A 22868-nucleotide genomic window follows, 5' to 3' on the forward strand; every position below is an offset into this window, starting at 1 on the left:
TTTGAACCTCATGGATGTACTGAAAGGACGATATGCCTGTCTGAAAGACCTTACAATGACCTGATTGATGCGCCGCGTATTTCCCCATAGCTTAGTAGCAACGCGCAAGAGGGTCAGATGGCGACAACAGGTAAAATTACGCTTTGGGGCGTAGAGGTCTTTGTCGCGACGGCAGAGGAAGCGTCGATTTCGGGGGCGGCAAGACGATTGGGTAGCTCTGCAGCGACCGTTAGCCAGCAATTGACCAACCTTGAAGGCGCGATCGGCGCGACGTTACTAAACCGCAGTGAACGTCCTGTAACCCTTACACCTGCCGGAGAGATGTTTCTGCGTCGCGCCAATACGATCCTGAACGAGGCAGATCAGGCCAAGGCGGAACTCGCTATGGCCGATTTCAGTCGTCTGACCCGGTTTCGTTTGGGCATGATCGAAGATTTCGATGCAGACGTCACCCCGGGTCTGTTGACGGCGATGAGCGACGATTTGAAGAACTGCCAGTTCTTGCTGGAAACAGGGGCGTCGCACCGACTATTCGACCTTCTTGATAGCCGTGCATTAGATGTGATTGTTGCTGGTGATATGGGGCAGGCGAGCGCCGGAATGGAGGTGCACCCGCTGTTGGAAGAGCCCTTTGTTGTTGCGGTGCCCAAAGGTGCAATCGAAGACGGGGATGTCGCCAAGCAGATTCGCCGAATGCAGTTGATTCAATACACGACGCGGCATCATATGGGCCGGGTGATCGCTGCGCATCTTGCTCGGCAGAACCTACGAATAACGCATAAGTTCGAGTTGGATAGCTACCACGCGATTATGGCAATGGTGGCCGCCGGGTCGGGCTGGACGATTATGACGCCTTTGGGGTGCCTGCGTGCGCAAAGATTTAGTGAAGATGTTGATCTTCTACCGCTACCATTTGCGCCATTGTCACGAACAATATCGTTGACCGCACGGCAGGATATACTTGGCGATATGCCAACAACTATCGCCACGCGGCTAAAGCCGTTGTTATCGGATATGATCGTGCAGCCTGCAGTAAAGAACTACCCTTGGCTACAAGATCAGCTACGCCTGCTTTAGCCGTAGGCGCGGGCAGGGGACATTGTTTCGTCTGCCACATCGGTGATGACTTGTGCAATCACATCACATTCGTCCAAGGTCAGCCGGGCTGGTAGGCGCACATCACATGCTTTCATCAACATCGCTCGTGTTTGGGGCAAGTCAGGGATTGGTCCGATAAACTGCCAATTCCAAAACGCCCGCGCATTGTCCGTGCTTTGGCCAAAGACTTGGATTTTAACACCTGCTGCCGCTGCGGTCTTTACAAAGCGGGCTGTGTCAGTGTCAGTCATATCAACCAAATTAAACTGAATTGAATCGGGTGCCCGTTCTTCGGAAGGCAAACAGTTCGGTACTGTGAGCCACGCTGATTCATTCAGTAACGCGGCGACGTGATCGTGGTTACGGCGTCCGTCGGCGACTCGACGTGGCAATTCATCTAATTGCGGGCGGATAAGAGTAGCTGACAAGTTGTTCAGGCGTTGATTGTAAAGTGGTAGCTTGTTTTGCCACTTCGCAAAGCTGTTCAGCAAGACAGGGTGTTTTTTCCAGTTGTGTTCATAGGCACCGGACATGATGACGGCGCGTGCTATCAGGTCTGCATCGTCGGTGACCATAATGCCGCCTTCGCCCGCGTTTAGCAGCTTATACGATTGAAAGCTAAAGCAGCCGATCTTGCCAATCGTCCCGATCTTGCGTCCACCCCACGTGGTTCCAATCGAGTGTGCCGCATCTTCGATCACAGGGATGCCTGCGTCATCGCAAAGCTGCATAATTGCATCCATGTCAGAGGTATGACCGCGCATGTGGCTGATAATAATAGCGTCCACGGTTGGCAGCTTGGCGGCAAAATCATCTATGTCGATGCGGTAGTTGTCACCACATTCACAAAGGACCGGAATACAATCGGCATGCACGACAGCCGACGGAACGGCGCCAAAGGTAAACGCGGGGATCATCACTCTTGCGTCACGGGGTAGTCCAAGTGTCTTGAGAGACAGGAAAAGTGCTGCAGAACATGATGAAACAGCCAGAGCGTATTTACTTCCTAGCGCTGCGGCAAACTCGGCCTCAAGCAACGCGACGGGCGAGTCATCCGATGTATAGCGGAATAGATCGCCTGACTGCAAAATACGCGTGACCTCAGCCATGGCTGATTCTGGAATGGGCTCTGCGTCGTAAACATTGGGAACTTGGGTCATGTGTTCAGCTTTTCCGAAATCATATTTCGGTAAATCCTAACATATCCCGCGTTACAAATCTATGACAGTCAGACGCCCAATCGATCACGTAATGCGTACCAAGTCATAGCCAATGTCAGCAGCGGCGCGCGGAACGTGGGTCCGCCCGGAAAGCTGGGGACTTTCATCCCTGACAGCGTGTCAAAGCGGCCTGCCTGTCCGGCGATTGCTTCGGCCATGACCTTGCCTGCAAGCCCCGACAGCGCAACGCCATGCCCAGAGAAACCAGCACCAGAAAGGATATTTGGCGCAACGCGCTGAACGGCGGGCAGGCGAGTCATTGTGATGCCCAATGTGCCGCCCCAGACGTAATCGACCTTCACGTCTGTTAGTTGGGGAAAGAGATTGGTCATACGTTGGATGAGGGCGGTGTTGATGTCCTTGGGAAAACCAATGGAGTAGCTTTCGCGCCCACCAAACAAGAACCGATTATCTTCGGACATGCGATAATAGTTCACGACGAATTTGCTATCTGCTACTGCGATATCGCGGGCCAATACGGATGCGGCGCGGTCTCCCAAAGGCTCTGTCGCGCAGATGAAGCTGTTGATCGGCATAACCTTTGCTGACGTCTTGCGGTCGATATTGGGCAGGTAGCCGTTGCCAGCGATAATCACGTGGCGGGCTTTGAGGGTTCCTTTTGGAGTGTGCAGGGTTGCGGGGTCGCCATGCTCGATCTGAGTGACTTCGGTTCGTTCAAAGATACGCGCGCCTGCGGTCTCGGCCAGTCGGGCAAGCCCAAGCACATAGCGCAGCGGGTGGATGTGACCTGCGCCCATATCTAACAGGCCGCCTTGATATAACGGTGATTTGACGACGTCGCGCATGGCGTCAGGCCCAAGCACCTCAATCTGATCATAGCCATAGTTATCGGCGAGATAGGCGGCGTCAGCTGTATAGCTGTCTGCCTCTTTCGCATTATAGAACCCATGTGCCACACCGGGACGATAACGGGCCTCTGGGATGTCGCTTTTGCACAGGTCGCGGACGTCTTGTTTGGCTTCTTCGGCTAAAGCCCAAAGCGCGGTGGCAGCGTCAGCGCCCAGCCTCTTAGTCAAGGTGCCTTGATCACTGTTGTAGCCACTACCAACCTGACCGCCGTTGCGTCCCGACGCGCCAAAGCCCGCACGATGGGCATCAAGCACAACCACATCAAGCCCCTTGGCAGCCAGATGGCGTGCGGCGGACAGCCCCGTGAACCCCGCACCGATTATGCAGACATCAACCGATAGATCACCATCCAGTGAAGGGCGTTCCCTTGGTAAATCCGTACTGGCCACATACCAGCTGTTTGGGAATTTTCCGGGTTTGTCGTTGCGATAAAGCGGGTTCATAGGGCGGGTCCAAAGCTTGCGTTATTGGGTTATTGATATGCATGCTGATGAAAACCCGCAATCGAAACTGAAAGGGATACGAAATGCCATCAAGCGATACCTATAACGGCGCCTGCCATTGCGGCGCGGTCCAGTTCAAAGTCACACTAAAGGGCGGGTTAGAAAGCGCGCGACGTTGTACCTGTTCATATTGCTCAATGCGCGGGGCAGTGGCGGTGACATCTGCGTTGGATGGCCTGAGCTTTACGAAAGGCAAGGACCTGCTGACGCTGTATCAATTCAACACGAAATCTGCTGAACATTATTTCTGCCCGACCTGCGGGATTTACACACACCACAAACGGCGCTCAAACCCGAATGAATTTGGCGTGAACGCCGCATGCCTCGAAGGGGTCAGCCCGTTTGATTTCGCCGAGGTGATCGTGAACAACGGTGTGCAGCATCCCAACGATGACCCTAACGCGCCAACTGTCGCCGGGGTGCTGCGGTTTATTAAGGCTTAGACGTTCAGCAGCAGGTGTTCGCGTTCCCATGGGCTGATGACCTGAAGGAACTCTTTGTACTCTAGCCGTTTCACGATGGAGTAGACCCGCGCAAAATCGGGGCCAAGGACGTTGTGAAGGTCTTTGCATTCCTCAAAAAGATCCAGCGCTTCACTGAGCGAGCCAGAGATTTCAGCCTCTGATTCATATGCTTCACCGCGCCAGCGCTTGTCAGGACGGATTTCGTTCTTCAAGCCCAGATACCCGCAAGCAAGTGATGCTGCGATGCAAAGGTAGGGGTTGCAATCCATACCGGGCAGGCGGTTTTCGATCCGGCGCGCGGATGGATCGCTGATCGGGATACGAATTCCTGTCGTCCGGTTGTCGCGCCCCCATTCAAGGTTAACAGGCGCGGCGCTGTCCGGAACATAGCGACGGTAGCTGTTAACATAGGGCGCGATCAACGCGATTGCGCTGGGCATATATTCCTGCAGACCACCGATAAAGTGGAAGAACGCATCGGTTTCGCCGCCCTGTGGGCCGGTAAAGATATTCCGGCCGTCTGCATCGATGACCGAGTGGTGGATATGCATCGCGCTGCCCGGTTCGCCTTCGATCGGTTTAGCCATGAAGGTGGCAAAGCAATCATGCTTAAGCGCTGCTTCGCGGATCAGGCGTTTGAAATAGAATACCTCGTCAGCCAGTTTGATTGGGTTCCCGTGGCGTAGGTTGATCTCAAGCTGACCAGCGCCGCCTTCTTGGGCGATACCGTCGATTTCAAAACCTTGGATTTCAGCGTATTCATAGATGTCATCAATGACCGGGCCATAGTCATCTACCGCAGTCATTGAATAGGCCTGTCGCCCGGCAGCAGGGCGACCTGTACGGCCCATCATTGGTTCAATCGGTTTTGCTGGGTCGATGTTGCGGGCAACTAGATAGAATTCCATTTCCGGTGCGACGACTGGTGTCCAACCTTCAGCTTTGTAAAGATCGACGACACGGCGCAAGACGTTGCGCGGTGAAAACGGAACTGGTTTTCCCTTTTGGTCAAACGCGTCATGAATGACTTGAAGCGTGCCATCTTCAGCCCAAGGGGCGGCGGTAGCAGTGGACATGTCGGGCTTTAGAATCATGTCGGGTTCTAAGAAGCCGTCCGGACCTGATGCTTCGCCCCAATCGCCGGTAATCGTTTGAAAGAAGATTGAGTTGGGAAGGTGGAAATGCGCCTGCTTTTCCCATTTTCCTGCCGGAACGGCCTTGCCGCGGGCGATACCGGGTAGGTCAGCGATAACGCATTCGACCTCGTCCAAACGGTTGTTTTCTAGATATGTACGGGCGGCCTCTGGGATTTTGTCGGTCCAGCTCATGCCAGTTGTCTTTCTTTAAAAAACTGCGCGATCTGCGCAGCAAGACGGTCGCTATCGACCGGTTTGTTCAAATTATCTCGGACCTCTGCAAGCTGCTGATCCGGTACGTTGCCCGGACCACGATAAGTCGCAAGGCCATCAATGACTGCGGTGTCGAATTCCGGATGTGGCTGAACCGTAAAGGCGCGTTTGCCATATAGTAACGCGGCATTTGTGCAAAAGTCGTTACTGCCAATCACGGTGGCGTCGGCGGGGGCGCTAACAACCTGATCTTGGTGCCACGCATTAAGCGCGATCTGTTCACCGTTCAGATCGTAAGTTTGGCGGCCCACAGCCCAGCCACCATCGAATTTCGCCACTTTGCCACCCAATGCCTGCGCAATGATCTGATGCCCAAAACAAATGCCAACCATTGGAATTTCAGCTTCATAGATTTCGCGAATAAGACGTTCGAGCGGTGGAATGAATGGGTGATCCTCATAGGCGCCATGTTTGGACCCTGTGATCAGCCAGCCGTCACAGTCAGTGATGGCTTCCGGGAACTCCATGTCCACAACGCTGTAGGTATGAAACTCGAAGTCATTGCCGTCGAGCAGACGTTTAAATAGATCGGCAAAATCGCCAACCTGAGGTCGCAATTCATCCGGCGCGTGGCCCGTTTGCAAAATGCCGATTTTCATGAGGTCACCGTAGTTTGGGTTTCGTCCCAAACTACATCGGCGCGGGCGCTGCCGCAAGCGCGAAGGATTTTAGCTAAAATCCTTCTAGTTGATAAATTTCGCGAAATTTATCTTGGTCAAACGGTATCAAGATAAAGGTCCAGTTGTTCTTCGGCGCTGAGTTCTTTGAAGTGGTACATTTCTTGGCGCTTCGTGCGGATCAGGTTGTCGACCAACTGCCCATTGAAGATACGTCTAGCAAGTGTGCTTTGTTCGAACGAGTCAATTGCTTCGCTCCAACTTCCGGGAACTTGGGGCAGTTTTTGATCATATGCGTTGCCCGTGATTGGGGCCGGCGGCGTCAGTTTGTCTTCTATCCCGACAAGCGCGGACCCAAGAACTGCAGCTAAGAACAGATATGGGTTCACATCACCGCCTGCGAGGCGGTGTTCAATCCGACGCGCCTTATAGCTACCGCCGGGAACACGAACCGAAGCAGTGCGGTTGTCATATGCCCAACATATTCCGGTGGGCGCATGGTTGCCGGGGACCAGTCTTTCATAGCTGTTGCCATGTGGCGCAAAGATAAGAGCTAGATCAGGGATGCCTTTTAGACAGCCCGCAATGGCGTGTTGTAAAAGGGGCGTGCCTTCATGTGTGTCATTGGCAAACACATTATTGCCGTCAGCATTGATTACCGAAAAATGGGTGTGCAATCCGTTGCCTGCGTAGTCTTCATAGGGCTTGGCCATAAAACTGGCGGCCATTCCATGATTGCGCGCTAAGCCGCGTACGAGCATCTTAAATAGCCATGCGTCATCCGCTGCCTTTAGCGCGTCAGGCACGTGTTCAAGATTCACTTCAAACTGGCCAAGCCCACCTTCTGAAATAGCAGCTTCGGCCGGGATATTCATTGCATCGCAAGCGTCGTAAAGGTCGTTGAAAAACTGGTCAAAAGCATCCAGCGCGCGAAGCGATAGAACCTCAGCACCAGCGCGACGTTTGCCTGATTTTGGCGATTTGGGTTGGCGGATGCCACGCCCAGAATCATCAACCAGATAAAATTCCATTTCAGTGGCGGCAACGGGGGTTAAGCCAAGTGCCTTATAGCGTGCAACAACCTGTGCCAGTGCATGACGGGGGTCGCCAGCAAATGCCGTGCCGTCTTCGTGAAACGCCCAAAGTGGTAGGATCGCGGAAGGCGAAGAGAGCCAAGGCATCGGTACATAGCCGCGCTCGGTTGGTAATAAAACACCGTCTGCGTCGCCACTTTCGAACACCAGTGGGCTGTCGTCAATGTCTTCGCCCCAGATATCGAGGTTCAGCACTGAGAGCGGAAATCGCGTGCCTTCTTGTTCTAACTTTGCCGCGAAACGGCGCGGGACGCGTTTACCACGCGCCTGACCGTTTAGGTCGGCCGCACCACATCTTACGTTTTTTACGTCGGGGTTGTCGTCCAACCAACTCATCTAATGACCTGCGGTTTGATTTTCAGCCGCTTGCGCCGCTCTTGGGGAAGATGGCGATTAAGTCGGGTATTCACCAGCCCAAAAACACCAATCACAACCAAAGTCAGCAGAATAAAATACCCAGCGAGTATTGGGTAGGGAATGAATGGGTTGAACGTCTTATCGGCAAAGTAGTTTGCGTAATAAAGCGCGTCACCGCGTTGCTGAAGCGCTGGAAATCCAGAGAAGAACACAAGCGTTGTTGCATGGAACAGAAAGATAGCTTCGTTCGTATATGCTGGCCATGCAAGACGCAGCATTGTTGGCCAGATAACACGACGAAAACGCGACCAACCTGAAAGGCCATATGCGTCTGCGGCTTCGATCTCTCCCTTCGGGATGGATTGAAGCGCCCCGTAAAAGATTTCTGCGGAATAGGCAGCAGTGTTCAAGAACAATACAACCAACGCCCCGGCCCATGCAGAGGTCAGCGGGCTGAACACCGGATACTGAGCCTTGAGGCTAAGGAACAGGAAGTAGGCAAAGAAGAACTGAATGAACAGCGGTGACCCACGGAAGACAAAGATGAACCATTCGGCTGGTTTACGTATCCAAGCTGATTGCGCGGCTTTTCCCAATGCGACAGCCGTCGCCATAAAGAATCCCGTGCAGAGTGCGATCAGCCCGAAATACACATTCCAGATCATCCCTGAGCCGATCAGCGTGAACTGCTGGCACAGCGTGAAATCGTTGCGCGGCAATAGCCGTTCGCCAATACCTTGGCTGCGCAGACCGTAATCAATAATCGTTTCCCAACAGCTCATGCCGCCGCCTTTCGCTGTGCTTCGCCTGCGGCGGTCGCTTGGCCGTGCGTGAGACGCGCCATGATGCGGTCAAGAACGACTTCAGATACTTTAGTGAACGCGAGGTAGAACACCAACAGCGCAAGGAAATACCACATCCGCCAGTCGGGGTGCGGGTAGTCCGTGAACTGGGGTTGCTTTGAACCACCAAGTTCACGCGCCCAATAGACGATGTCTTCGACACCCAGCAGGAACAGTAGTGGCGTTGCTTTGATAAGGACCATCCACAGGTTGGACAGGCCGGGCAGGGCATAGACCCACATTTGCGGAACAAGGATACGCCAGAACGTCTGGCGGCGCGACATGCCGTAGGCTTCGGCTGTTTCAAGCTGGCCATGGGGCACTGCACGCATCGCACCAAACAGAACGTTGGCAGCGAATGCACCAAAGACGATTGCAAATGTTAGAACAGCCAAAGCAAATCCATAGCTTTCATGCACCCATTGCGGGGCGTTGCCCAAAGGCAGTTTGGCAGCGGTACAGATAACAAAATCATTGCCTTGCCGGACTGGTTCTTGCCAATCGGGGCATTTGATTTTGTGTCGGATGAATTCGAAACCTTGATCCAGTGCAATCACAAAGAACAAGAAGAACGCGATGTCGGGGATGCCGCGGACGATTGCGATATAGGCTTTGCCGAACCAGCGAAGCGGGGCAAAGTGGCTACGGGCGGCAGAAGCGCCACCAAAGCCAAAGGCCAAGGCAACAGGCGCGGTGATCGCCAACAAAAGCAGGACAGTGCCGAATGCATAATACATCGACATGTGCTTGCCTGTGGTCAGGTAGCAGCTAAGCCATTGAAGACCTTCAAGGCTGGCGGGGTCTGTACAGTAACTAAAAATGAAGTTCACCAGTCGGGTGGGATGAGGGGGCATAACGCCCCCTCAAGTGTCTTAGAAAGTAGCGGAGTCTGGCAGCCACTTAACGATCAGTTCGTTCAATGTGCCGTCAGCTTTCATAGACTGAATAGCAGCAGTGAATTTGTCACGCAGTTCGGTGTCGCTTTGGCGCACGCCAAGGCCGATACCGCCACCGATCAGAACGTCTTCACCGATGATAGACACTTCAGCGTCGGATTCTGCGATTGGCAGCAAGAATGCTTTGTCAGCAAGAACCGCGTCTGCTTCGCCGTTTTTGACAGCAGCAACAGTTTCGTCAGGTGTCGCGAACTCAAGAAGGGTCGCGCCTTCCATGCCAGCAACATATGCAGCCTGAATTGTGCTTGCTTGTGCAGCAACAACGGCAGTCGTCACGTCAACGTCGCCCATTGCAAGGAATGCAGATGGATCAGGCTGTGTGTAGTTTTCTGAGAAGTCGATGACTTCTTTACGCTCGTCCGTGATGGACATGCCAGCGATGATCGCATCGTAGTTGCCGGACACGAGGTTCGGAATGATGCTGTCCCATTCGTTGGTGACCCACTCACAAGTCAGCTCGGCACGTGCGCACAGTTCGTCGCCCAGTTCACGCTCAAAACCGTCAACTTCGCCAGCGTCGTTGATGAAGTTGTATGGAGGGTAGGCGCCCTCGGTGCCCAGACGGACAACAGAGTGGCTTTCGGCCATCGCCATGCTGCCGGTAAGGGCTAGCACTGCAGTGCTTAGGATCAGGTTTTTCATCAGTTTTCTCCCAATTGATGATTATGAAACCGTCGCGGATAGAAACCCGCGAAGTCGGTCGGTTTTTGGTTGCCCGAATAGAACGTCTGGTGCGCCCTCTTCTTCGATCTTACCTTGGTGCAAGAACACCACATGGTCGCTGACGTCAGCGGCCATCCGCATGTCGTGCGTCACAATCAGCATTGTCCGGCCTTCGTTTGCCAGATCTTTGATCACTTTGACCACTTCTTGTTCCAGTTCAGGATCAAGCGCACTTGTCGGTTCGTCAAACAACAGGGCCTTTGGCTCCATGCATAGGGCACGCGCGATTGCAGCACGCTGTTGTTGTCCGCCAGACAGTTGGGCAGGATAAGCGTCACATTTATCGCCGATGCCGACCTTAGCAAGATACTTGCGTGCGGCTTCCTCGACCTCGACCTTGTCACGTTTAAGCACGGTTACCGGTGCCTCCATGACATTTTGTAGAATCGTCATATGGGCCCACAGGTTAAACTGCTGAAACACCATCGACAGATTCGTCCGAATGCGGATCAGTTGATCGTGGTCGCCGGGGCGACGGCCTGCGCCCGCACCTTTCCAAACGACAGGTTCGCCACAAAACAAAACTTCGCCTTGCTGGCTGTCTTCTAATAGGTTCGCACAGCGTAAAAGCGTGGATTTTCCAGAGCCTGACGACCCGATCAAAGATACAACATGTCCGGCGGGTGCGGTGATATCGACGCCTTTCAGAACCTCCAAATCACCATAGGCTTTGTGAAGATTTCGGATTTCGATTACAGGGGCTTGGTCTGACACGTTTGATCGCTTTTATTGATTGTGCTGGTAATTAGGGCCTATTTTTTTAGCTTTTGCAACGAGAGCATCGCGTCAATCGCTGATTACAGGTGCAAAGGCCTAAGGCTTGGGCGGAAGCGGCAAATCATAGGCGCTTTGCGGCAATGCCTCGCAAGTTGAGAATGCGACGAAACCGGGAGCGGGCATGCATTGTCTGGTTTGGGATCATTTAACGCCGCGTAACCCGAAGACGGGCGGCGTTACTGTCTTGGTCTGAAACGCCCAACAAGGATGATATCATGCGCATGTTGCTGTCTTCTTCTTCATCACGTACCCCGTCTGCCATGACCACGGACCACATTGCTTCGACAACCGCGATACGGTGATCATGCGCAACAGCGTCTTTGATAGCGCGCGTAAAGCGCACTGTATCTGGGGCTTCGGCCTCAAGTGCCTCGCAGTCTTTGCGCAACGCGACCGCGTCCTCATCTGACAGCCCATAACGCGCGACAAGCGCTTGGTCGATGTGCGCGATCTCCTCTGCGGCATAATCACCATCAGCGCGCGCAAGACGCACGAGCAACGCACCAAGCGCGAGACGGGCATCAGGATCAGAAAGAGGAGTAGGAGCGGGGGCGATCAAACGCCGAAGGAAATCACTAAACATATTGGTTACATAGTTCCGTGAATGGGGCCTGCAAAGTCAAACAGGCTTCAGGTTATTGTGAAACAGCTTTGCAAGGCGCGCGGACTCTTGTTCAAAACCGTAGGGTGCGTTCACGACGAAAAGCCCAGATCCCACCATCCGGTGGCCCGGACGGGCGGGCGGGAATGATACCTCTGACACAACGCCATCAGGAATGGCTGTGCGCAGAGCGTCAATCATTGGCTTGTGCGGTGCATCGGTTAGGATCGGATACCACAGCATGATAACGCCAACGCCCCATTTGCGGTGAAGCTTGGCTATCGTGTCGGGGATAGTGTCGTAATCTGATTTGACTTCAAACGAAGGGTCAATCAGCAACAGCCCGCGGCGCGGCTCTGGCGGGCACAGCGACATCGCCATTTCCCAACCGTCACGTTGACGATAGATGCCGCCATATGGGGCCATATTGCCCTGAAGTGCGGCAAATTCTTGTGGGTGAAGCTCGGATAGGTGGATGTTGTCCATCGGGCGCAGGCTTTCCGCAGCAACAAGTGGCGAACCGGGATAAGCGGTAGCCCCGTGTTTTGCACGAATGCGATCCAAGACCTGCGCATAAGGGTGATCAGAGGCGAACCAGTCTGCAGCAATTGCGATGCCTTTGGCAGCTTCGCCCGTCTTGACCGCTGCTTCGTCCGTCATGTCATACAGACCGCGACCGGCATGGGTTTCCAGATAACTAAGCGGTTTATCTTTGCGGGTCATATACGCCAGCGACCACGCCAGCAGCGCGTGCTTGTGCACGTCTGCCATGTTTCCGGCGTGGTAACCATGTTGATACGATAGCATCAGGCGCTCTTTCGATCAGAATAATGTGCGGGCAATGCCCGCTCATTGGGGTCAAACAAGACGCGATGTTTCGACTGCGGCGCGGACAAAGTCAGCGAACAGCGGATGCGGCGCAAATGGCTTGGATTTCAGTTCTGGGTGGAACTGCACGCCGATGAACCAAGGGTGGTCCTTCCATTCGACGATTTCAGGCAGTTTGCCATCTGGTGACATGCCCGAGAAATTCAGACCGACTTTTTCCAACGCGTCACGGTATTTCGTGTCGACTTCGTAACGGTGGCGGTGGCGTTCTTCGATAGAGGTACTACCGTAGATTTCCGCAACTTTAGACCCTTCAGTCAATGTCGCGCTGTAGGCACCCAGACGCATCGTGCCGCCTTTGTCGTCATCGGCCTTGCGGGCGACCTTATGGTTGCCTTGGACCCATTCTTTCAGGTGATAGACAACAGGTTCGAAACGTTTCTTGCCTGCTTCGTGGTCGAATTCTTCGGAACCAGCTTTTTCCATGCCTGCGACATTGCGCGCGGCCTCGATGACGGCCATCTGCATGCCTAGGCAAATCCCGAGGTATGGAATTTTCTTTTCACGAGCGAATTGGGCCGCTTTGATTTTGCCTTCGGTACCGCGTTCGCCAAATCCACCAGGAACAAGGATCGCGTGGAAACCTTCCAGATATGGGGTCGCATCTTTGTCGTCGAACAGTTCTGCGTCGACCCATTCGATTTTGACCTTCACGCGGTTCGCCATACCACCGTGGGTCAGGGCCTCGGCGATGGATTTATACGCGTCTTCTAGCTGGGTGTACTTACCAACGATGGCAACTTTGACTTCGCCCTCGGGGTTGTGAATGCGGTCATACACATCATGCCATACGTCCAGTTTCGGAGATGGAGCCGGTGAAATGTCGAACGCATCCAATACAGCCTGATCAAGACCCTGCTTATGATAGGCAAGCGGTGCCTCATAGATCGATTTCAGGTCATACGCCGCAACTACGCATTCTTTGCGGACGTTACAGAAAAGGGCGATCTTTTCGCGCTCTTTTTCTGGGATTGGCTGTTCAGAACGGCAAACCAGAACATCAGGCGCGATACCGATGGACTGAAGTTCTTTTACACTGTGCTGTGTCGGCTTTGTTTTCAGCTCACCACTTGCCGCTAAGTAGGGCAGAAGGGTCAGGTGCATAAAGATGCACTGGCCGCGCGGTTTGTCGTGGCTGAACTGACGGATCGCTTCAAAGAAGGGTAGTCCTTCGATGTCACCGACTGTGCCGCCGATTTCGCAAAGCATAAAGTCGACTTCGTCTTCGCCAATGCTGATGAAATCTTTGATCTCGTTGGTGACGTGAGGGACCACCTGAATGGTTTTGCCTAGGTAATCGCCACGACGTTCTTTTTCGAGAACGTTGGAATAGATGCGCCCAGAGCTAACCGAATCTGTTTTGCGGGCGGGGACACCCGTGAAACGTTCGTAGTGGCCAAGGTCCAGATCGGTTTCGGCACCGTCGTCGGTGACAAATACCTCACCGTGTTCAAACGGGGACATCGTGCCCGGATCAACGTTGAGATAGGGGTCAAGTTTGCGCAAACGCACGGAAAATCCGCGTGCCTGCAGCAGCGATCCCAGCGCTGCCGATGCGAGCCCCTTGCCAAGTGACGAAACCACGCCACCTGTAATGAAAATGAAACGCGCCATGAGCAGGGATCCCCCGTGAAAACTTACAGATATTGTTGGAAAACGAACGCCGAAATTCGCACCATCACGGGATTTAACTCATACCGGATTCGGATGAGTTGCGCAACCGCTGACGCAATATGGTGTTGCCGAACGTTACCGTTCGGCAATCAGTAGTGGTTAGTCGGCAGATGGCACCAAAGGTGCATCATCGCTAGACGGCGGAAGCAAGCTTTCGCCAAGGTCAGGAAGCGGAGCACCGTCAGAGGATTCGGTTGGGATGACGATACGATCAACAACAGAAGAGTTCGAAGAGTTGCTTGCCGCAATCAATGTCAGCGCGATCGAGGTGCAAATGAACGCAACGGCAAGAATCCAAGTAAACTTGCTCATTGCTGTGGGGGCTGGACGCCCGCCAGTTGCACCGCCGCCGCCGCCGCCCATGCCAAGACCGCCACCCTCAGACCGTTGCAAAAGAACGGAACCAATCAGGCTTAGGGCCAGGATCAGGTGGATGACAAGGACAACATTTTCCATCGAGGTGCCTTTCGGGGCGTGCGTGAACACGCGGTATCTAAAAGCTGCGGGCCAATGCCGCAACCCCTGAAAATCGAGTTATTCGTCTAGATCGTCGACATCTGTCTGCCCAGTAAGGCGTCTGCGGACAATTGACCAACTAAGTCCGATGGCCAAAACAATCGAAAGTGCGACAATTGCGATCCACGTATTGATGGTTGGGTTGTCCAGACTGATCAGCCCCTGATCGTACATGACCCATAACAGCGTGGCGACAACGGCAAGGATAAGAATCATGCCAAATATGCCAATGGATCGCAGTGTTGCGCGCAGATATATAATATAGCCGACAAATAGGATCAGTCCGAACAAAACGGTCACGGATAGGCTGGTTTCATAGTTTGCCATGCTCCAACGCACAAAGTTCCACTGCGTGGGATTATAGGTGCCTGCAAGTAGCCCGAATGCGAATATCCAGCGTATTATGAAACCCATAGGTGCCTCTTTTTGTATTTCGAGGCTGACAATGCAGTCCGGATCGGTGCCTGTCCAGCCAATGGGCGTAAATTTGCGGTTCCCCAAGCAGTCATGCAACGATATAGGAGGCACGAAGTTCAAAAAGGACAATACTCTTATGGCAAATGTGGTGGTCGTTGGTGCTCAGTGGGGCGACGAAGGCAAAGGCAAAATCGTTGATTGGCTTTCAGAACGTGCAGACGTTATTGCACGGTTCCAAGGTGGGCATAATGCGGGCCATACACTGGTTGTCGATGGCGAAGTTTATAAACTACACGCGCTGCCATCAGGTGTTGTCCGTGGTGGCAAACTGTCGGTTATCGGTAATGGTGTCGTTTTAGACCCATGGCACCTGATCAAAGAAATCGAAACCATCCGTGCGCAGGGTGTGTCGATCACACCTGAGACACTGATGATTGCGGAAAACACGCCGCTGATCCTGCCGTTCCACGGTGAATTGGATCGCGCACGCGAAAGCCAAAACTCGGTCGCTAAGATCGGTACAACTGGCCGTGGCATTGGCCCATGCTATGAAGATAAGGTTGGTCGCCGCGTGATCCGCGTTGCTGATCTGGCGGATGCCGCGACGCTTGAACTGCGGCTTGATCGTGCGCTGGTACACCATGACGCGCTGCGTCGTGGATTGGGTCTAGAGCCGATTAAGCGTGATGAAGTTCTTGCGCAACTGCGTGAAATTTCTGCTGAAATTCTGCAATACGCTGCCCCCGTTTGGAAAGTCCTGAACGAAAAGCGCAAAGCAGGTAAGCGGATTTTGTTTGAAGGTGCGCAGGGCGCGCTGCTAGATATCGATTTTGGCACATACCCGTTTGTGACGTCTTCTAACGTCATTGCGGGCCAAGCTGCGACAGGTGTCGGTGTTGGACCGGGTGCGATTGATTTCGTACTGGGCATCGTAAAGGCATATACAACTCGCGTTGGCGAAGGCCCGTTCCCAACAGAACTAGACGACGCTGATGGTCAGCGCCTTGGCGAACGTGGCCATGAATTTGGCACGACAACAGGCCGGAAGCGCCGTTGTGGTTGGTTTGATGCTTGTCTCGTACGTCAAACCTGTGCGACCTCTGGCGTATCAGGCATTTCATTGACAAAGCTGGACGTTTTGGACGGTTTTGAGACGCTGAAAATCTGCGTAGGCTATGAATTGGACGGCAAATCGCTTGATTACCTTCCGACAGCAGCTGACGAACAGGCGCGTTGCACACCGGTCTATGAAGAAATCGAAGGCTGGTCCGAATCTACCGAAGGCGCACGGTCTTGGGCTGATCTGCCAGCGCAGGCGATCAAATATGTTCGGCGCATCGAAGAGCTGATCGAATGCCCAGTGGCACTGGTATCAACCTCGCCCGAGCGTGAAGATACGATCCTTGTCACCGATCCATTCTCGGACTGATGGCAATGGGGTACAAAGGCCGTAAACGCCTTGCGATCTTTATTCTGGTGATCGGCCTGCCCGCCTATATCGTGCTGGCCGTCACCATGATGAATATCGCGCCGGGTTTTGCAAAGCCTATTGAACTGCTGATCTACGTCTTGCTTGGTGTTGGTTGGATTTTCCCGCTGAAATGGGTGTTCATGGGAATTGGCCAAGCCAACCCGGATCAAGAAGACGAACACAATTAAGTTGACCGCATGCGATGATCAAACAAGGCTGTGAAGGCAGCCTTGTTTGAGGGGAACTCCGATGGTCAACGAAATCAACCTTACTTTGATATTGATTGCGGCGCTGGTCGCAAGCGCGAGCCCCGGCCCCGCGACTTTAGCGATTGCGGGTACATCTATGTCTGGCGGGCGAAAGTCGGGTTTGTCGATCGCATCCGGGATTATGACAGGGTCGTTGGTGTGGTCAGTATCGGCAGCGTTGGGGCTGGGTGCCATCATGTCGGCACATGTTTGGCTGTTCGAAATCGTTCGATATTTTGGCGCAGCCTATCTCTTGTTCCTCGCATATAAATCCGCAAGGTCAGCGCTTTCAAAAAGTGACATAAAGCTAAAACTCGTTGGCGGCGCATCATTGAAGCTATTTCGTAAGGGGCTACTGCTTCACCTGACAAATCCCAAAGCAATTTTATTTTTCGGCTCTTTGTATTCGCTGGGCATTCCTGTGAACGCATCTGTGACGGACCTTGGGGTCGTGATTATAGCTGTTGGCCTGCAGAATTATAGCTGTTGGCCTGCAGAGTTTTGTCGTCTTTCACGGTTATGCGTTTTTATTTTCCTCACAAACCGCGGTGCGTTACTATATTCGCCTAAGAAGATGGTTTGAGGTGATATTTGCGATTGGCTTTGGTGCCGCCAGCTTCAAAATACTGACGGCGCGCTTGCATTAATGCAGGTATGAAACGAAAAAAGGCGAAGATTGCTCCTCGCCTTTCGATCAGTATGTTTTTGTTTTATGCTGATGTGCCATCAGGGCGAAAACGTGTGTTTTCAGATACTTGGAAGCGTCCATTGTTCAGCTTGTGGATTTTACTTTGGCGCAGTAGGCGGCCAAATGAACGCAGCCCATCCTCGCGGCTGATTTCCTGTGATGTGGCGCTTTGGACTTTTTTCATGACCTGAGGGCGTGAGAAATCATCATCGCCTTCCACGAATGCGATATACGCTGCCGCTGCCTCAAGAAGATCGCCCAGCTCTGTAACGCCTTGTTTCTTAGCAAATGCTGCGAAACCGCCTGAGTTGGTCGCGGTGGATGTTTCTTTCTTCGATGCGATTTTACGCAACCGCTCTGCCGCGGCATCCACGGGTTTATCCGCATCTGTCGAACGCTGGGATGGCACCAGTCGCAGCGGGGCAGGTTCGCGCGCCTCGCTTTTTATTTCCGCTTCATGCGCACCAAGGTCTTCGCGAAACGCGTCACTTTTTTCATCAGCCGGGCCAGCGTCGCCCAGCTGGCGGGCGGCTTCGGTCGCAGCTACGGCTGCTTTAAGCTGCGCAAAAGCGTCACGATGCCGGCGGCCTTCCGGCTCGTTTAGGCGTTCGTCAGTTTGTGACAGGATCCGGCTCATTGACGATTCTGGCGGCTCAGGAAGTTCTTCTCGCTTGGTCGTCTGGGCGTCACGTTCTTCGATTTCACGGGCGACGTCTTCGACTTCTGCCTTTAGGTCGAAATGATCTTCGTCAGCGAATTCGTCTTCTGCCTCATCTTCATCATCTGTCGCGGCTGTCAGGACCAATGGTCCTGTGCTATCTTCTTCATCGATAGCATCTTCAAATGCCTCTTCGTCGTCTTCGAATTCAGCGGTCTCAAAATCATCTTCAACTTCGTCTGCTTGCGCTTCTTCCTCGGCGGCGTCTGCGGCAGCAAGATCTGCATTGCGTTTGGCAAGATCAGCAAGACGCTGTGCGAGTGGGTTTACTGGAGCCTCCTCCTCGTCTTCATCTTCTTCATCAAGCTCAGAGGTATCCTCGGGTGTCTCGGCAACCGGTGCTTGAACATGGCCGCGTCCGACGACCGCACGAATGCGTTGTAGCTTGGCTGCGATGCTCTCTTCTTCCTCGGCGTCGTCTTCATCAGCAGTAACGTCTTCGTCTCGGGACTGAAGCTGCGCTGTTTCTTCTTCCAAGTCCTCTACAAATTCGTCTTCTTCGTAGGTTATATTGGTGAAGTCTTCATCATCAAACGCGTCTTTGGCGTCATCTTCATCGGTAAGCCGAATAGGTTCTTCGTCTTCAATATTGTCTTCGAAGTCATCTATTGTGTCTTCGTCCTCAGTCGCGATGTTTTCAGCAACGACTTCGTCTTCATCGTCAAACGCGTCTTCGTCGTCAGATGCGACACGCAAGCTGACGTTTTGACCTTCCCCTGCGATTTCAACATCTGTATCTGCTTGTTCGGCTGTGAGCAGGGCAAGAGTTTCCATATCAGGCGCTTGGGGTTCGACATCCATAAAACGATCGTGGCCCGCGAGATCGTGAAAATAAGAGACGACAGTTTTCATCGTTTCAACCGAATCCTCGAACCCTTCTAGTCGGCAAGAGAAGGTTCCATAGGAGACATCTAAAATCTGGTTGCTTTTGGTCATAGATGATGCGCTTTCTTCGGTTTTCGTGGCAGTCCGCTCGAATTGGCGATTGCTCTTAATCGCGTACAGGATGAGATTACATTCGGGATCATTTTGTGACCGTTTTGGGGAATGTTTGTGAATGGGAATTGAAGTGTTGCTTAATGACGCGATTGTTTCGAGTAATCATACGGTCTGCATTGTTGGTGGTGCAAGGGTGCATGCTGACACAATTTCGTATGTTTTACCGCTAGTTGAGCGATTTATTGCCGCCGACAGCGGTGCCGATCATTTGCTTGCATCGGGTATTACTCCGGCTGCAGTGGTCGGTGACATGGACAGTATTTCCAAGTCCGCCCGTGCCACATTTAGTGATCTTGTTCATCACATTCCTGAACAGGATACGACGGACTTTGAAAAAACGCTGAGCCGTGTCGATGCGCCAGTGGTTTTGGCATTGGGTTTTACGGGGGGGCGTATGGACCATACGCTTGCTGTTTTAAATGTGCTTGCGCGTTATCGTGACAGGGCAGTTATTTTACTCGATGAGACAGATCTGTGTTTCGTGATACCCCAAGGTGAAACGCGTGTGGATGCGCCTGTCGGTACGCGTATGTCATTGATGCCGCTTGCTGATTGTCGGGTTTCTGTTAAAGGATTGCGCTGGTCGTTTGAGGACCAAGATATGCACCCGATTGGTTTTATTAGTTCATCAAACGAAGTTGTAGGTGAGGTCGTTGTTCAGGCAGAGGGTCCGCTTTTGGTCACACTGCCGGTGGCGCATTTGTCGTCAGCCTTGCAAGCCGTCGTTCGCGCATAATAATGTAAAGCCCCGCCGCCACAGTGATGCAAATCCCCAACGCTGCCAATCCGTTAGGTAAATCCGCAAAAATCATCCAGCCGATAAGAGTTCCAAATGGAATTTCCAGATATTGCATAGGGGCGAGTGTTGATGCCGGAGCAAACCGCAGGCTCCACGTCATGAATAAATGTGCAAGCGTTCCGAGTACGCCCAAAAAGAATAGCATGCCCCAGGTGGTCGCAGTCAGCGCGGTGGTGTCTTGCGATGAAAGCGCCAATAGCGGCACAATCATAACACAGGCCTGCAGTCCGCTAACCGCCTGAAGCTTAATCGGGTCGATCCCCTTTGCGAGCCGCCGTGTCACCATCATGAACAACGCAAATATGACTGCGACTCCTAGCGGGAATAATGCAGGTAGGCCGACCGCGATAAAGTTGGGTTGAATAACCAGCAAGGTGCCTGCAAGCCCGACCGCACAAGCGGCTAAACGATGGATGCCAACCTCTTCGCCCATTACGAAATACCCAAGCAGCAACATGATGAAAGGCATCACAAACGCAATCGCAATCGCGTCGGCAAGGGGCAGGTAACGCAAGGCCGTAAACATCAGGCCGATCCCGGTGATGTGCAATACTGTGCGCAATAGGGTGATGCCAAACGCACCCTTGGGCAATCTTAGCCCTTCACCGCTATACCAGGCCAGTGGCAGCAAAATCGCGGCCTGTACCGCAAAACGGACGAAAACCAACGTGCCCAAATAGACCGTACCGCCCAGTAGTTTACCGATGCTGTCCCCCAAAGGGGCCAACACACAAAATGCAAGCATCAGCATAATGCCAAGTACGGGGCGGTCAGCAGTTTGGGACATTCACCGCTAAACCGCCAAGCGCGGTTTCCTTGTATTTTTCAGACATATCAACGCCAGTTTGGCGCATGGTTTCCACCGCGACATCAAGAGATACAAGGTGCTGACCGTCGCCACGCAAAGCAAGTGACGCGGCGGACACTGCTTTTATCGCGCCTAATCCGTTACGTTCAATACACGGGACTTGCACCAGACCTTTGACCGGATCACAGGTCATACCAAGGTGATGTTCCAACGCGATCTCGGCTGCGTTTTCAACCTGTTCGGGGGTCCCGCCCATCACTGCGGCCAATCCTGCGGCTGCCATCGCAGCGGCGCTGCCGACCTCGGCCTGACACCCACATTCAGCACCAGAAATGGAGGCGTTGAATTTGATCAACCCGCCAATCGCCGCGGCGGTCAGTAGGAATTCGGGAACGCGGCTGCTGGTCGCACCGGGCACGTGATCTAACCAATAACGGATCGTTGCGGGCACAACACCGGCTGCACCATTTGTGGGCGCCGTGACAACCTGACCACCAGCGGCGTTTTCTTCGTTTACCGCCATTGCATAGGTCGACATATAGTCATTGATCGTGTGCGGCGCGGTCAGGTTCATCCCGCGTTCCGCCGTCAGCGCGTCATAAATACCTTTGGCGCGTCTGCGCACGTTTAGGCCTCCCGGCAATATGCCGTCTGTCTGCAGGCCGCGATCGATGCAGCTGTTCATGACCTCCCAAATGCGCGCAAGACCACGATCAAGATCTCCATTTTGCATCCGAGATTGTTCGTTCGCGCGTTTCATCGCTGCAATGGATTTACCCGACGTGGATGCCATACGCATCATTTCGTCAGCGCTATGAAATGGGTAGGGGACAGGCGGGCCACTGTCGGTATCTTTGCCTGCGCTTAGTTCCGCATCGGTCAACACGAAACCACCGCCAATTGAATAGTAAGTCACTTGGGTAAGTATATCGCCCTGAGCGTCGGTGCCGGCTAAAATCATCCCATTCGCGTGTCCGGGAAGTGCTGGGCCGTAGTCGAAAATTAGGTCTTCATTTGGAGTGAAGCGCAGTGTGCCAAGCGCTTCTGGCTGCACGTTTTTTTCTGCTTTTATCCGTAGCAGTTCTGCCTCTGCTTTGTCCGCGTCATAGTCATCAGAACGAAACCCGGCGAGCCCAAGGATCACGGCCCTATCAGTTGCGTGGCCAATGCCGGTAAATGCCAAACTGCCGTGTAGTGAAGCCCGTACACCAACCACTTTAAAGGGCTGCGCACGCAGATGGTCTAGAAACCGTGCCGCCGCAACCATCGGTCCTATGGTGTGCGAAGAAGACGGGCCAACGCCGACCTTGAACATATCAAACACGGATAGAAACATTAAAGCGCGGTTCCTTCTGGTGGATTGCAAGGCGACGGAGAAGAGATAGGTGTTGATCCTAGCCCCTCGGCTAAGGCAGCGCGCATGACGGCAGGTCTACTTTCAACGCGTTGTGCAAATGCATGCAACTTTGGCCATCGGGACAGTTCGAACCAATCGGTTGATCCGCCATAAAGACCGCTCCAACGCAGCATCGGCGCAAGATAGCACGCGTGAATCGTTGGTCCATCCTGATCGCGCCAACCAGCGGTTTGCGCCGCTTCGAGAAGATCAAGCTGTTTAATCAGCCGGGCACGGGTCGCTGTACGCAGGGGTTCTGCATCATTTGGGGAATATTGGTTGGGGTAAAACAACATACGTAAAGACGCATGAAAGGTGTTTGATAGCCAGAATAACCACTGCATAGCATGCGCGCGCTCAGGGCTGTCGGTTGTAGGTATCAGTTTTTGCTCTTTATCAGCGAGCCAAAGCAAAATTGCGGCGGTTTCGAACATCGGTCCATGAGGCGTTTCAAGAACCGGAATTAAGCCATTGGGATTCATGGATAAATACTGTTTCGACTTTTGTGCTGACGTGCTTCGATCCACGAGGACGGGTTCGAAGGGCAGTCCGAATTCCTCAAGGGCGATGCGGATACAAAGTGACGCATTATCTGGTGCGTAGTGAAGGCGTAAAATCTGTTCCATGTCCAAAGCTTAGCCGATGCTTCGGTCGAGGGCTGCCCAAATACGACGCCTTCTTTCGAAAAACGTAGCAAGTCCAAGAATATTAACAG

24 protein-coding genes are annotated in these 22868 nt (G+C 53.3%); 6 read left to right on the forward strand and 18 right to left on the reverse strand.

The features are described from left to right. The first annotated feature begins 117 nt into the window (after positions 1–117). A complete protein-coding gene (locus CLV80_RS07900; protein ID WP_106356673.1) occupies positions 118–1077 on the forward strand; it encodes a LysR family transcriptional regulator in 960 nt (319 codons plus the stop codon). On the opposite strand, the gene CLV80_RS07905 is transcribed toward CLV80_RS07900, so the two are convergent. Continuing rightward, positions 1074–2258: a DegT/DnrJ/EryC1/StrS family aminotransferase gene (locus CLV80_RS07905; RefSeq protein ID WP_106356676.1), complete on the reverse strand. Its 1185-nt coding sequence runs from the start codon at positions 2256–2258 to the stop codon at positions 1074–1076. The genes CLV80_RS07900 and CLV80_RS07905 overlap by 4 nt on opposite strands. 68 nt (positions 2259–2326) lie before the next feature. Beyond that, the gene (locus CLV80_RS07910; protein WP_106356678.1) at positions 2327–3631 is read right to left on the reverse strand and encodes an NAD(P)/FAD-dependent oxidoreductase; all 1305 of its coding nucleotides are present in this window, start codon (positions 3629–3631) and stop codon (positions 2327–2329) included. Between the two features lie 83 nt (positions 3632–3714). Here CLV80_RS07910 and CLV80_RS07915 point away from each other — a divergent pair, with 83 nt between their 5' ends. Beyond that, positions 3715–4134, forward strand: a complete 420-nt coding sequence (locus CLV80_RS07915; protein ID WP_106356680.1) for a GFA family protein — start codon at positions 3715–3717, stop codon at positions 4132–4134. Here the strand turns inward: CLV80_RS07915 and CLV80_RS07920 are convergent. From CLV80_RS07920 to CLV80_RS07975, 12 genes are all read right to left on the reverse strand, one after another. Then, a complete protein-coding gene (locus CLV80_RS07920) occupies positions 4131–5483 on the reverse strand; it encodes a glutamine synthetase family protein (protein ID WP_106356682.1) in 1353 nt (450 codons plus the stop codon). The two genes, CLV80_RS07915 and CLV80_RS07920, sit on opposite strands and share 4 nt — an antisense overlap. Then, entirely contained in the window at positions 5480–6163 is a 684-nt protein-coding gene (locus CLV80_RS07925) for a type 1 glutamine amidotransferase (protein ID WP_106356685.1), read from the reverse strand. The genes CLV80_RS07920 and CLV80_RS07925 overlap by 4 nt, the downstream gene beginning before the upstream one ends. Positions 6164–6279: 116 nt before the next feature. After that, positions 6280–7611, reverse strand: a complete 1332-nt coding sequence (locus CLV80_RS07930) for a glutamine synthetase family protein (protein ID WP_106356688.1) — start codon at positions 7609–7611, stop codon at positions 6280–6282. Continuing rightward, entirely contained in the window at positions 7608–8414 is an 807-nt protein-coding gene (locus CLV80_RS07935; protein WP_106356690.1) for an ABC transporter permease, read from the reverse strand. Before CLV80_RS07935 ends, CLV80_RS07930 begins: the two co-directional genes overlap by 4 nt. Beyond that, positions 8411–9295, reverse strand: coding sequence for an ABC transporter permease (locus CLV80_RS07940; RefSeq protein ID WP_106356948.1), 885 nt, complete (start codon positions 9293–9295; stop codon positions 8411–8413). The genes CLV80_RS07935 and CLV80_RS07940 overlap by 4 nt, the downstream gene beginning before the upstream one ends. A 51-nt stretch (positions 9296–9346) precedes the next feature. Continuing rightward, positions 9347–10072, reverse strand: a complete 726-nt coding sequence (locus tag CLV80_RS07945) for a transporter substrate-binding domain-containing protein (RefSeq protein WP_106356692.1) — start codon at positions 10070–10072, stop codon at positions 9347–9349. A gap of 21 nt (positions 10073–10093) precedes the next feature. Then, positions 10094–10867, reverse strand: a complete 774-nt coding sequence (locus tag CLV80_RS07950; RefSeq protein WP_106356694.1) for an ABC transporter ATP-binding protein — start codon at positions 10865–10867, stop codon at positions 10094–10096. Between the two features lie 208 nt (positions 10868–11075). After that, on the reverse strand, positions 11076–11513 hold the full coding sequence (locus CLV80_RS07955) for a tellurite resistance TerB family protein (protein WP_106356696.1): 438 nt from the start codon (positions 11511–11513) through the stop codon (positions 11076–11078). A 36-nt stretch (positions 11514–11549) separates the two neighbouring features. Continuing rightward, complete coding sequence (locus CLV80_RS07960) at positions 11550–12338, reverse strand: 23S rRNA (adenine(2030)-N(6))-methyltransferase RlmJ (RefSeq protein ID WP_106356699.1); 789 nt, start codon at positions 12336–12338, stop codon at positions 11550–11552. 51 nt (positions 12339–12389) lie between these two features. Continuing rightward, positions 12390–14033, reverse strand: coding sequence for a CTP synthase (gene pyrG, locus CLV80_RS07965; protein ID WP_106356701.1), 1644 nt, complete (start codon positions 14031–14033; stop codon positions 12390–12392). A 159-nt stretch (positions 14034–14192) separates the two neighbouring features. Then, positions 14193–14549: a preprotein translocase subunit SecG gene (gene secG / locus CLV80_RS07970; protein ID WP_106356703.1), complete on the reverse strand. Its 357-nt coding sequence runs from the start codon at positions 14547–14549 to the stop codon at positions 14193–14195. A gap of 78 nt (positions 14550–14627) precedes the next feature. Continuing rightward, positions 14628–15023 (reverse strand): DUF6524 family protein, encoded by a 396-nt coding sequence (locus tag CLV80_RS07975; RefSeq protein ID WP_106356950.1) that lies wholly within the window; start codon positions 15021–15023, stop codon positions 14628–14630. Positions 15024–15162: 139 nt separating this feature from the next. Here CLV80_RS07975 and CLV80_RS07980 point away from each other — a divergent pair, with 139 nt between their 5' ends. The 3 genes from CLV80_RS07980 (at position 15163) to CLV80_RS07990 (ending at position 17328) form a co-directional block, all read left to right on the forward strand. Then, on the forward strand, positions 15163–16455 hold the full coding sequence (locus CLV80_RS07980; RefSeq protein WP_106356705.1) for an adenylosuccinate synthase: 1293 nt from the start codon (positions 15163–15165) through the stop codon (positions 16453–16455). Between the two features lie 5 nt (positions 16456–16460). Continuing rightward, positions 16461–16685 carry a DUF2842 domain-containing protein gene (locus tag CLV80_RS07985; RefSeq protein ID WP_106356952.1) on the forward strand — a complete coding sequence of 75 codons (225 nt, stop codon included), beginning with the start codon at positions 16461–16463 and terminating at the stop codon, positions 16683–16685. Between the two features lie 61 nt (positions 16686–16746). Next, positions 16747–17328, forward strand: coding sequence for a LysE family translocator (locus CLV80_RS07990; RefSeq protein WP_311135523.1), 582 nt, complete (start codon positions 16747–16749; stop codon positions 17326–17328). A 127-nt stretch (positions 17329–17455) separates the two neighbouring features. Here the strand turns inward: CLV80_RS07990 and CLV80_RS07995 are convergent, their stop codons facing one another. Beyond that, positions 17456–19003: a hypothetical protein gene (locus CLV80_RS07995; RefSeq protein WP_243394469.1), complete on the reverse strand. Its 1548-nt coding sequence runs from the start codon at positions 19001–19003 to the stop codon at positions 17456–17458. Between the two features lie 205 nt (positions 19004–19208). Between CLV80_RS07995 and CLV80_RS08000 the strand changes: the two genes are divergently transcribed. Beyond that, positions 19209–19886 carry a thiamine diphosphokinase gene (locus CLV80_RS08000; protein WP_106356709.1) on the forward strand — a complete coding sequence of 226 codons (678 nt, stop codon included), beginning with the start codon at positions 19209–19211 and terminating at the stop codon, positions 19884–19886. On the opposite strand, the gene CLV80_RS08005 is transcribed toward CLV80_RS08000, so the two are convergent. Genes CLV80_RS08005 through CLV80_RS08015 form a run of 3 tightly spaced genes read right to left on the reverse strand, consistent with a single transcriptional unit; the run spans position 19831 to position 22779 of the window. Next, positions 19831–20736, reverse strand: a complete 906-nt coding sequence (locus CLV80_RS08005) for a DMT family transporter (protein WP_106356711.1) — start codon at positions 20734–20736, stop codon at positions 19831–19833. The genes CLV80_RS08000 and CLV80_RS08005 overlap by 56 nt on opposite strands. Further along, positions 20720–22093, reverse strand: a complete 1374-nt coding sequence (locus CLV80_RS08010; protein WP_106356713.1) for an L-serine ammonia-lyase — start codon at positions 22091–22093, stop codon at positions 20720–20722. Before CLV80_RS08010 ends, CLV80_RS08005 begins: the two co-directional genes overlap by 17 nt. Beyond that, positions 22093–22779 carry a glutathione S-transferase family protein gene (locus tag CLV80_RS08015; RefSeq protein ID WP_106356715.1) on the reverse strand — a complete coding sequence of 229 codons (687 nt, stop codon included), beginning with the start codon at positions 22777–22779 and terminating at the stop codon, positions 22093–22095. Before CLV80_RS08015 ends, CLV80_RS08010 begins: the two co-directional genes overlap by 1 nt. Positions 22780–22868: the final 89 nt, after the last annotated feature.

Origin of the sequence: Yoonia maritima (assembly GCF_003003285.1) — a bacterium.
GTDB classification, from domain to species: domain Bacteria; phylum Pseudomonadota; class Alphaproteobacteria; order Rhodobacterales; family Rhodobacteraceae; genus Yoonia; species Yoonia maritima.

What these genes read in the sequence shown, in the direction of transcription:
- CLV80_RS07905 (WP_106356676.1), bottom strand. Translation starts at nt 2,258, where the DNA reads ATGACCCAAGTTCCCAATGTTTACGACGCAGAGCCCATTCCAGAATCA.
- CLV80_RS07920 (WP_106356682.1), bottom strand. Translation starts at nt 5,483, where the DNA reads ATGAGCTGGACCGACAAAATCCCAGAGGCCGCCCGTACATATCTAGAA.
- CLV80_RS07915 (WP_106356680.1), top strand. Translation starts at nt 3,715, where the DNA reads ATGCCATCAAGCGATACCTATAACGGCGCCTGCCATTGCGGCGCGGTC.
- CLV80_RS07935 (WP_106356690.1), bottom strand. Translation starts at nt 8,414, where the DNA reads ATGAGCTGTTGGGAAACGATTATTGATTACGGTCTGCGCAGCCAAGGT.
- CLV80_RS07930 (WP_106356688.1), bottom strand. Translation starts at nt 7,611, where the DNA reads ATGAGTTGGTTGGACGACAACCCCGACGTAAAAAACGTAAGATGTGGT.
- CLV80_RS07900 (WP_106356673.1), top strand. Translation starts at nt 118, where the DNA reads ATGGCGACAACAGGTAAAATTACGCTTTGGGGCGTAGAGGTCTTTGTC.
- CLV80_RS07910 (WP_106356678.1), bottom strand. Translation starts at nt 3,631, where the DNA reads ATGAACCCGCTTTATCGCAACGACAAACCCGGAAAATTCCCAAACAGC.
- CLV80_RS08015 (WP_106356715.1), bottom strand. Translation starts at nt 22,779, where the DNA reads ATGGAACAGATTTTACGCCTTCACTACGCACCAGATAATGCGTCACTT.
- CLV80_RS07990 (WP_311135523.1), top strand. Translation starts at nt 16,747, where the DNA reads ATGGTCAACGAAATCAACCTTACTTTGATATTGATTGCGGCGCTGGTC.
- CLV80_RS08010 (WP_106356713.1), bottom strand. Translation starts at nt 22,093, where the DNA reads ATGTTTCTATCCGTGTTTGATATGTTCAAGGTCGGCGTTGGCCCGTCT.
- secG (WP_106356703.1), bottom strand. Translation starts at nt 14,549, where the DNA reads ATGGAAAATGTTGTCCTTGTCATCCACCTGATCCTGGCCCTAAGCCTG.
- CLV80_RS07945 (WP_106356692.1), bottom strand. Translation starts at nt 10,072, where the DNA reads ATGAAAAACCTGATCCTAAGCACTGCAGTGCTAGCCCTTACCGGCAGC.
- CLV80_RS07960 (WP_106356699.1), bottom strand. Translation starts at nt 12,338, where the DNA reads ATGCTATCGTATCAACATGGTTACCACGCCGGAAACATGGCAGACGTG.
- CLV80_RS07975 (WP_106356950.1), bottom strand. Translation starts at nt 15,023, where the DNA reads ATGGGTTTCATAATACGCTGGATATTCGCATTCGGGCTACTTGCAGGC.
- CLV80_RS07985 (WP_106356952.1), top strand. Translation starts at nt 16,461, where the DNA reads ATGGGGTACAAAGGCCGTAAACGCCTTGCGATCTTTATTCTGGTGATC.
- pyrG (WP_106356701.1), bottom strand. Translation starts at nt 14,033, where the DNA reads ATGGCGCGTTTCATTTTCATTACAGGTGGCGTGGTTTCGTCACTTGGC.
- CLV80_RS07980 (WP_106356705.1), top strand. Translation starts at nt 15,163, where the DNA reads ATGGCAAATGTGGTGGTCGTTGGTGCTCAGTGGGGCGACGAAGGCAAA.
- CLV80_RS08000 (WP_106356709.1), top strand. Translation starts at nt 19,209, where the DNA reads ATGGGAATTGAAGTGTTGCTTAATGACGCGATTGTTTCGAGTAATCAT.
- CLV80_RS07925 (WP_106356685.1), bottom strand. Translation starts at nt 6,163, where the DNA reads ATGAAAATCGGCATTTTGCAAACGGGCCACGCGCCGGATGAATTGCGA.
- CLV80_RS07995 (WP_243394469.1), bottom strand. Translation starts at nt 19,003, where the DNA reads ATGAAAACTGTCGTCTCTTATTTTCACGATCTCGCGGGCCACGATCGT.
- CLV80_RS07955 (WP_106356696.1), bottom strand. Translation starts at nt 11,513, where the DNA reads ATGTTTAGTGATTTCCTTCGGCGTTTGATCGCCCCCGCTCCTACTCCT.
- CLV80_RS08005 (WP_106356711.1), bottom strand. Translation starts at nt 20,736, where the DNA reads ATGTCCCAAACTGCTGACCGCCCCGTACTTGGCATTATGCTGATGCTT.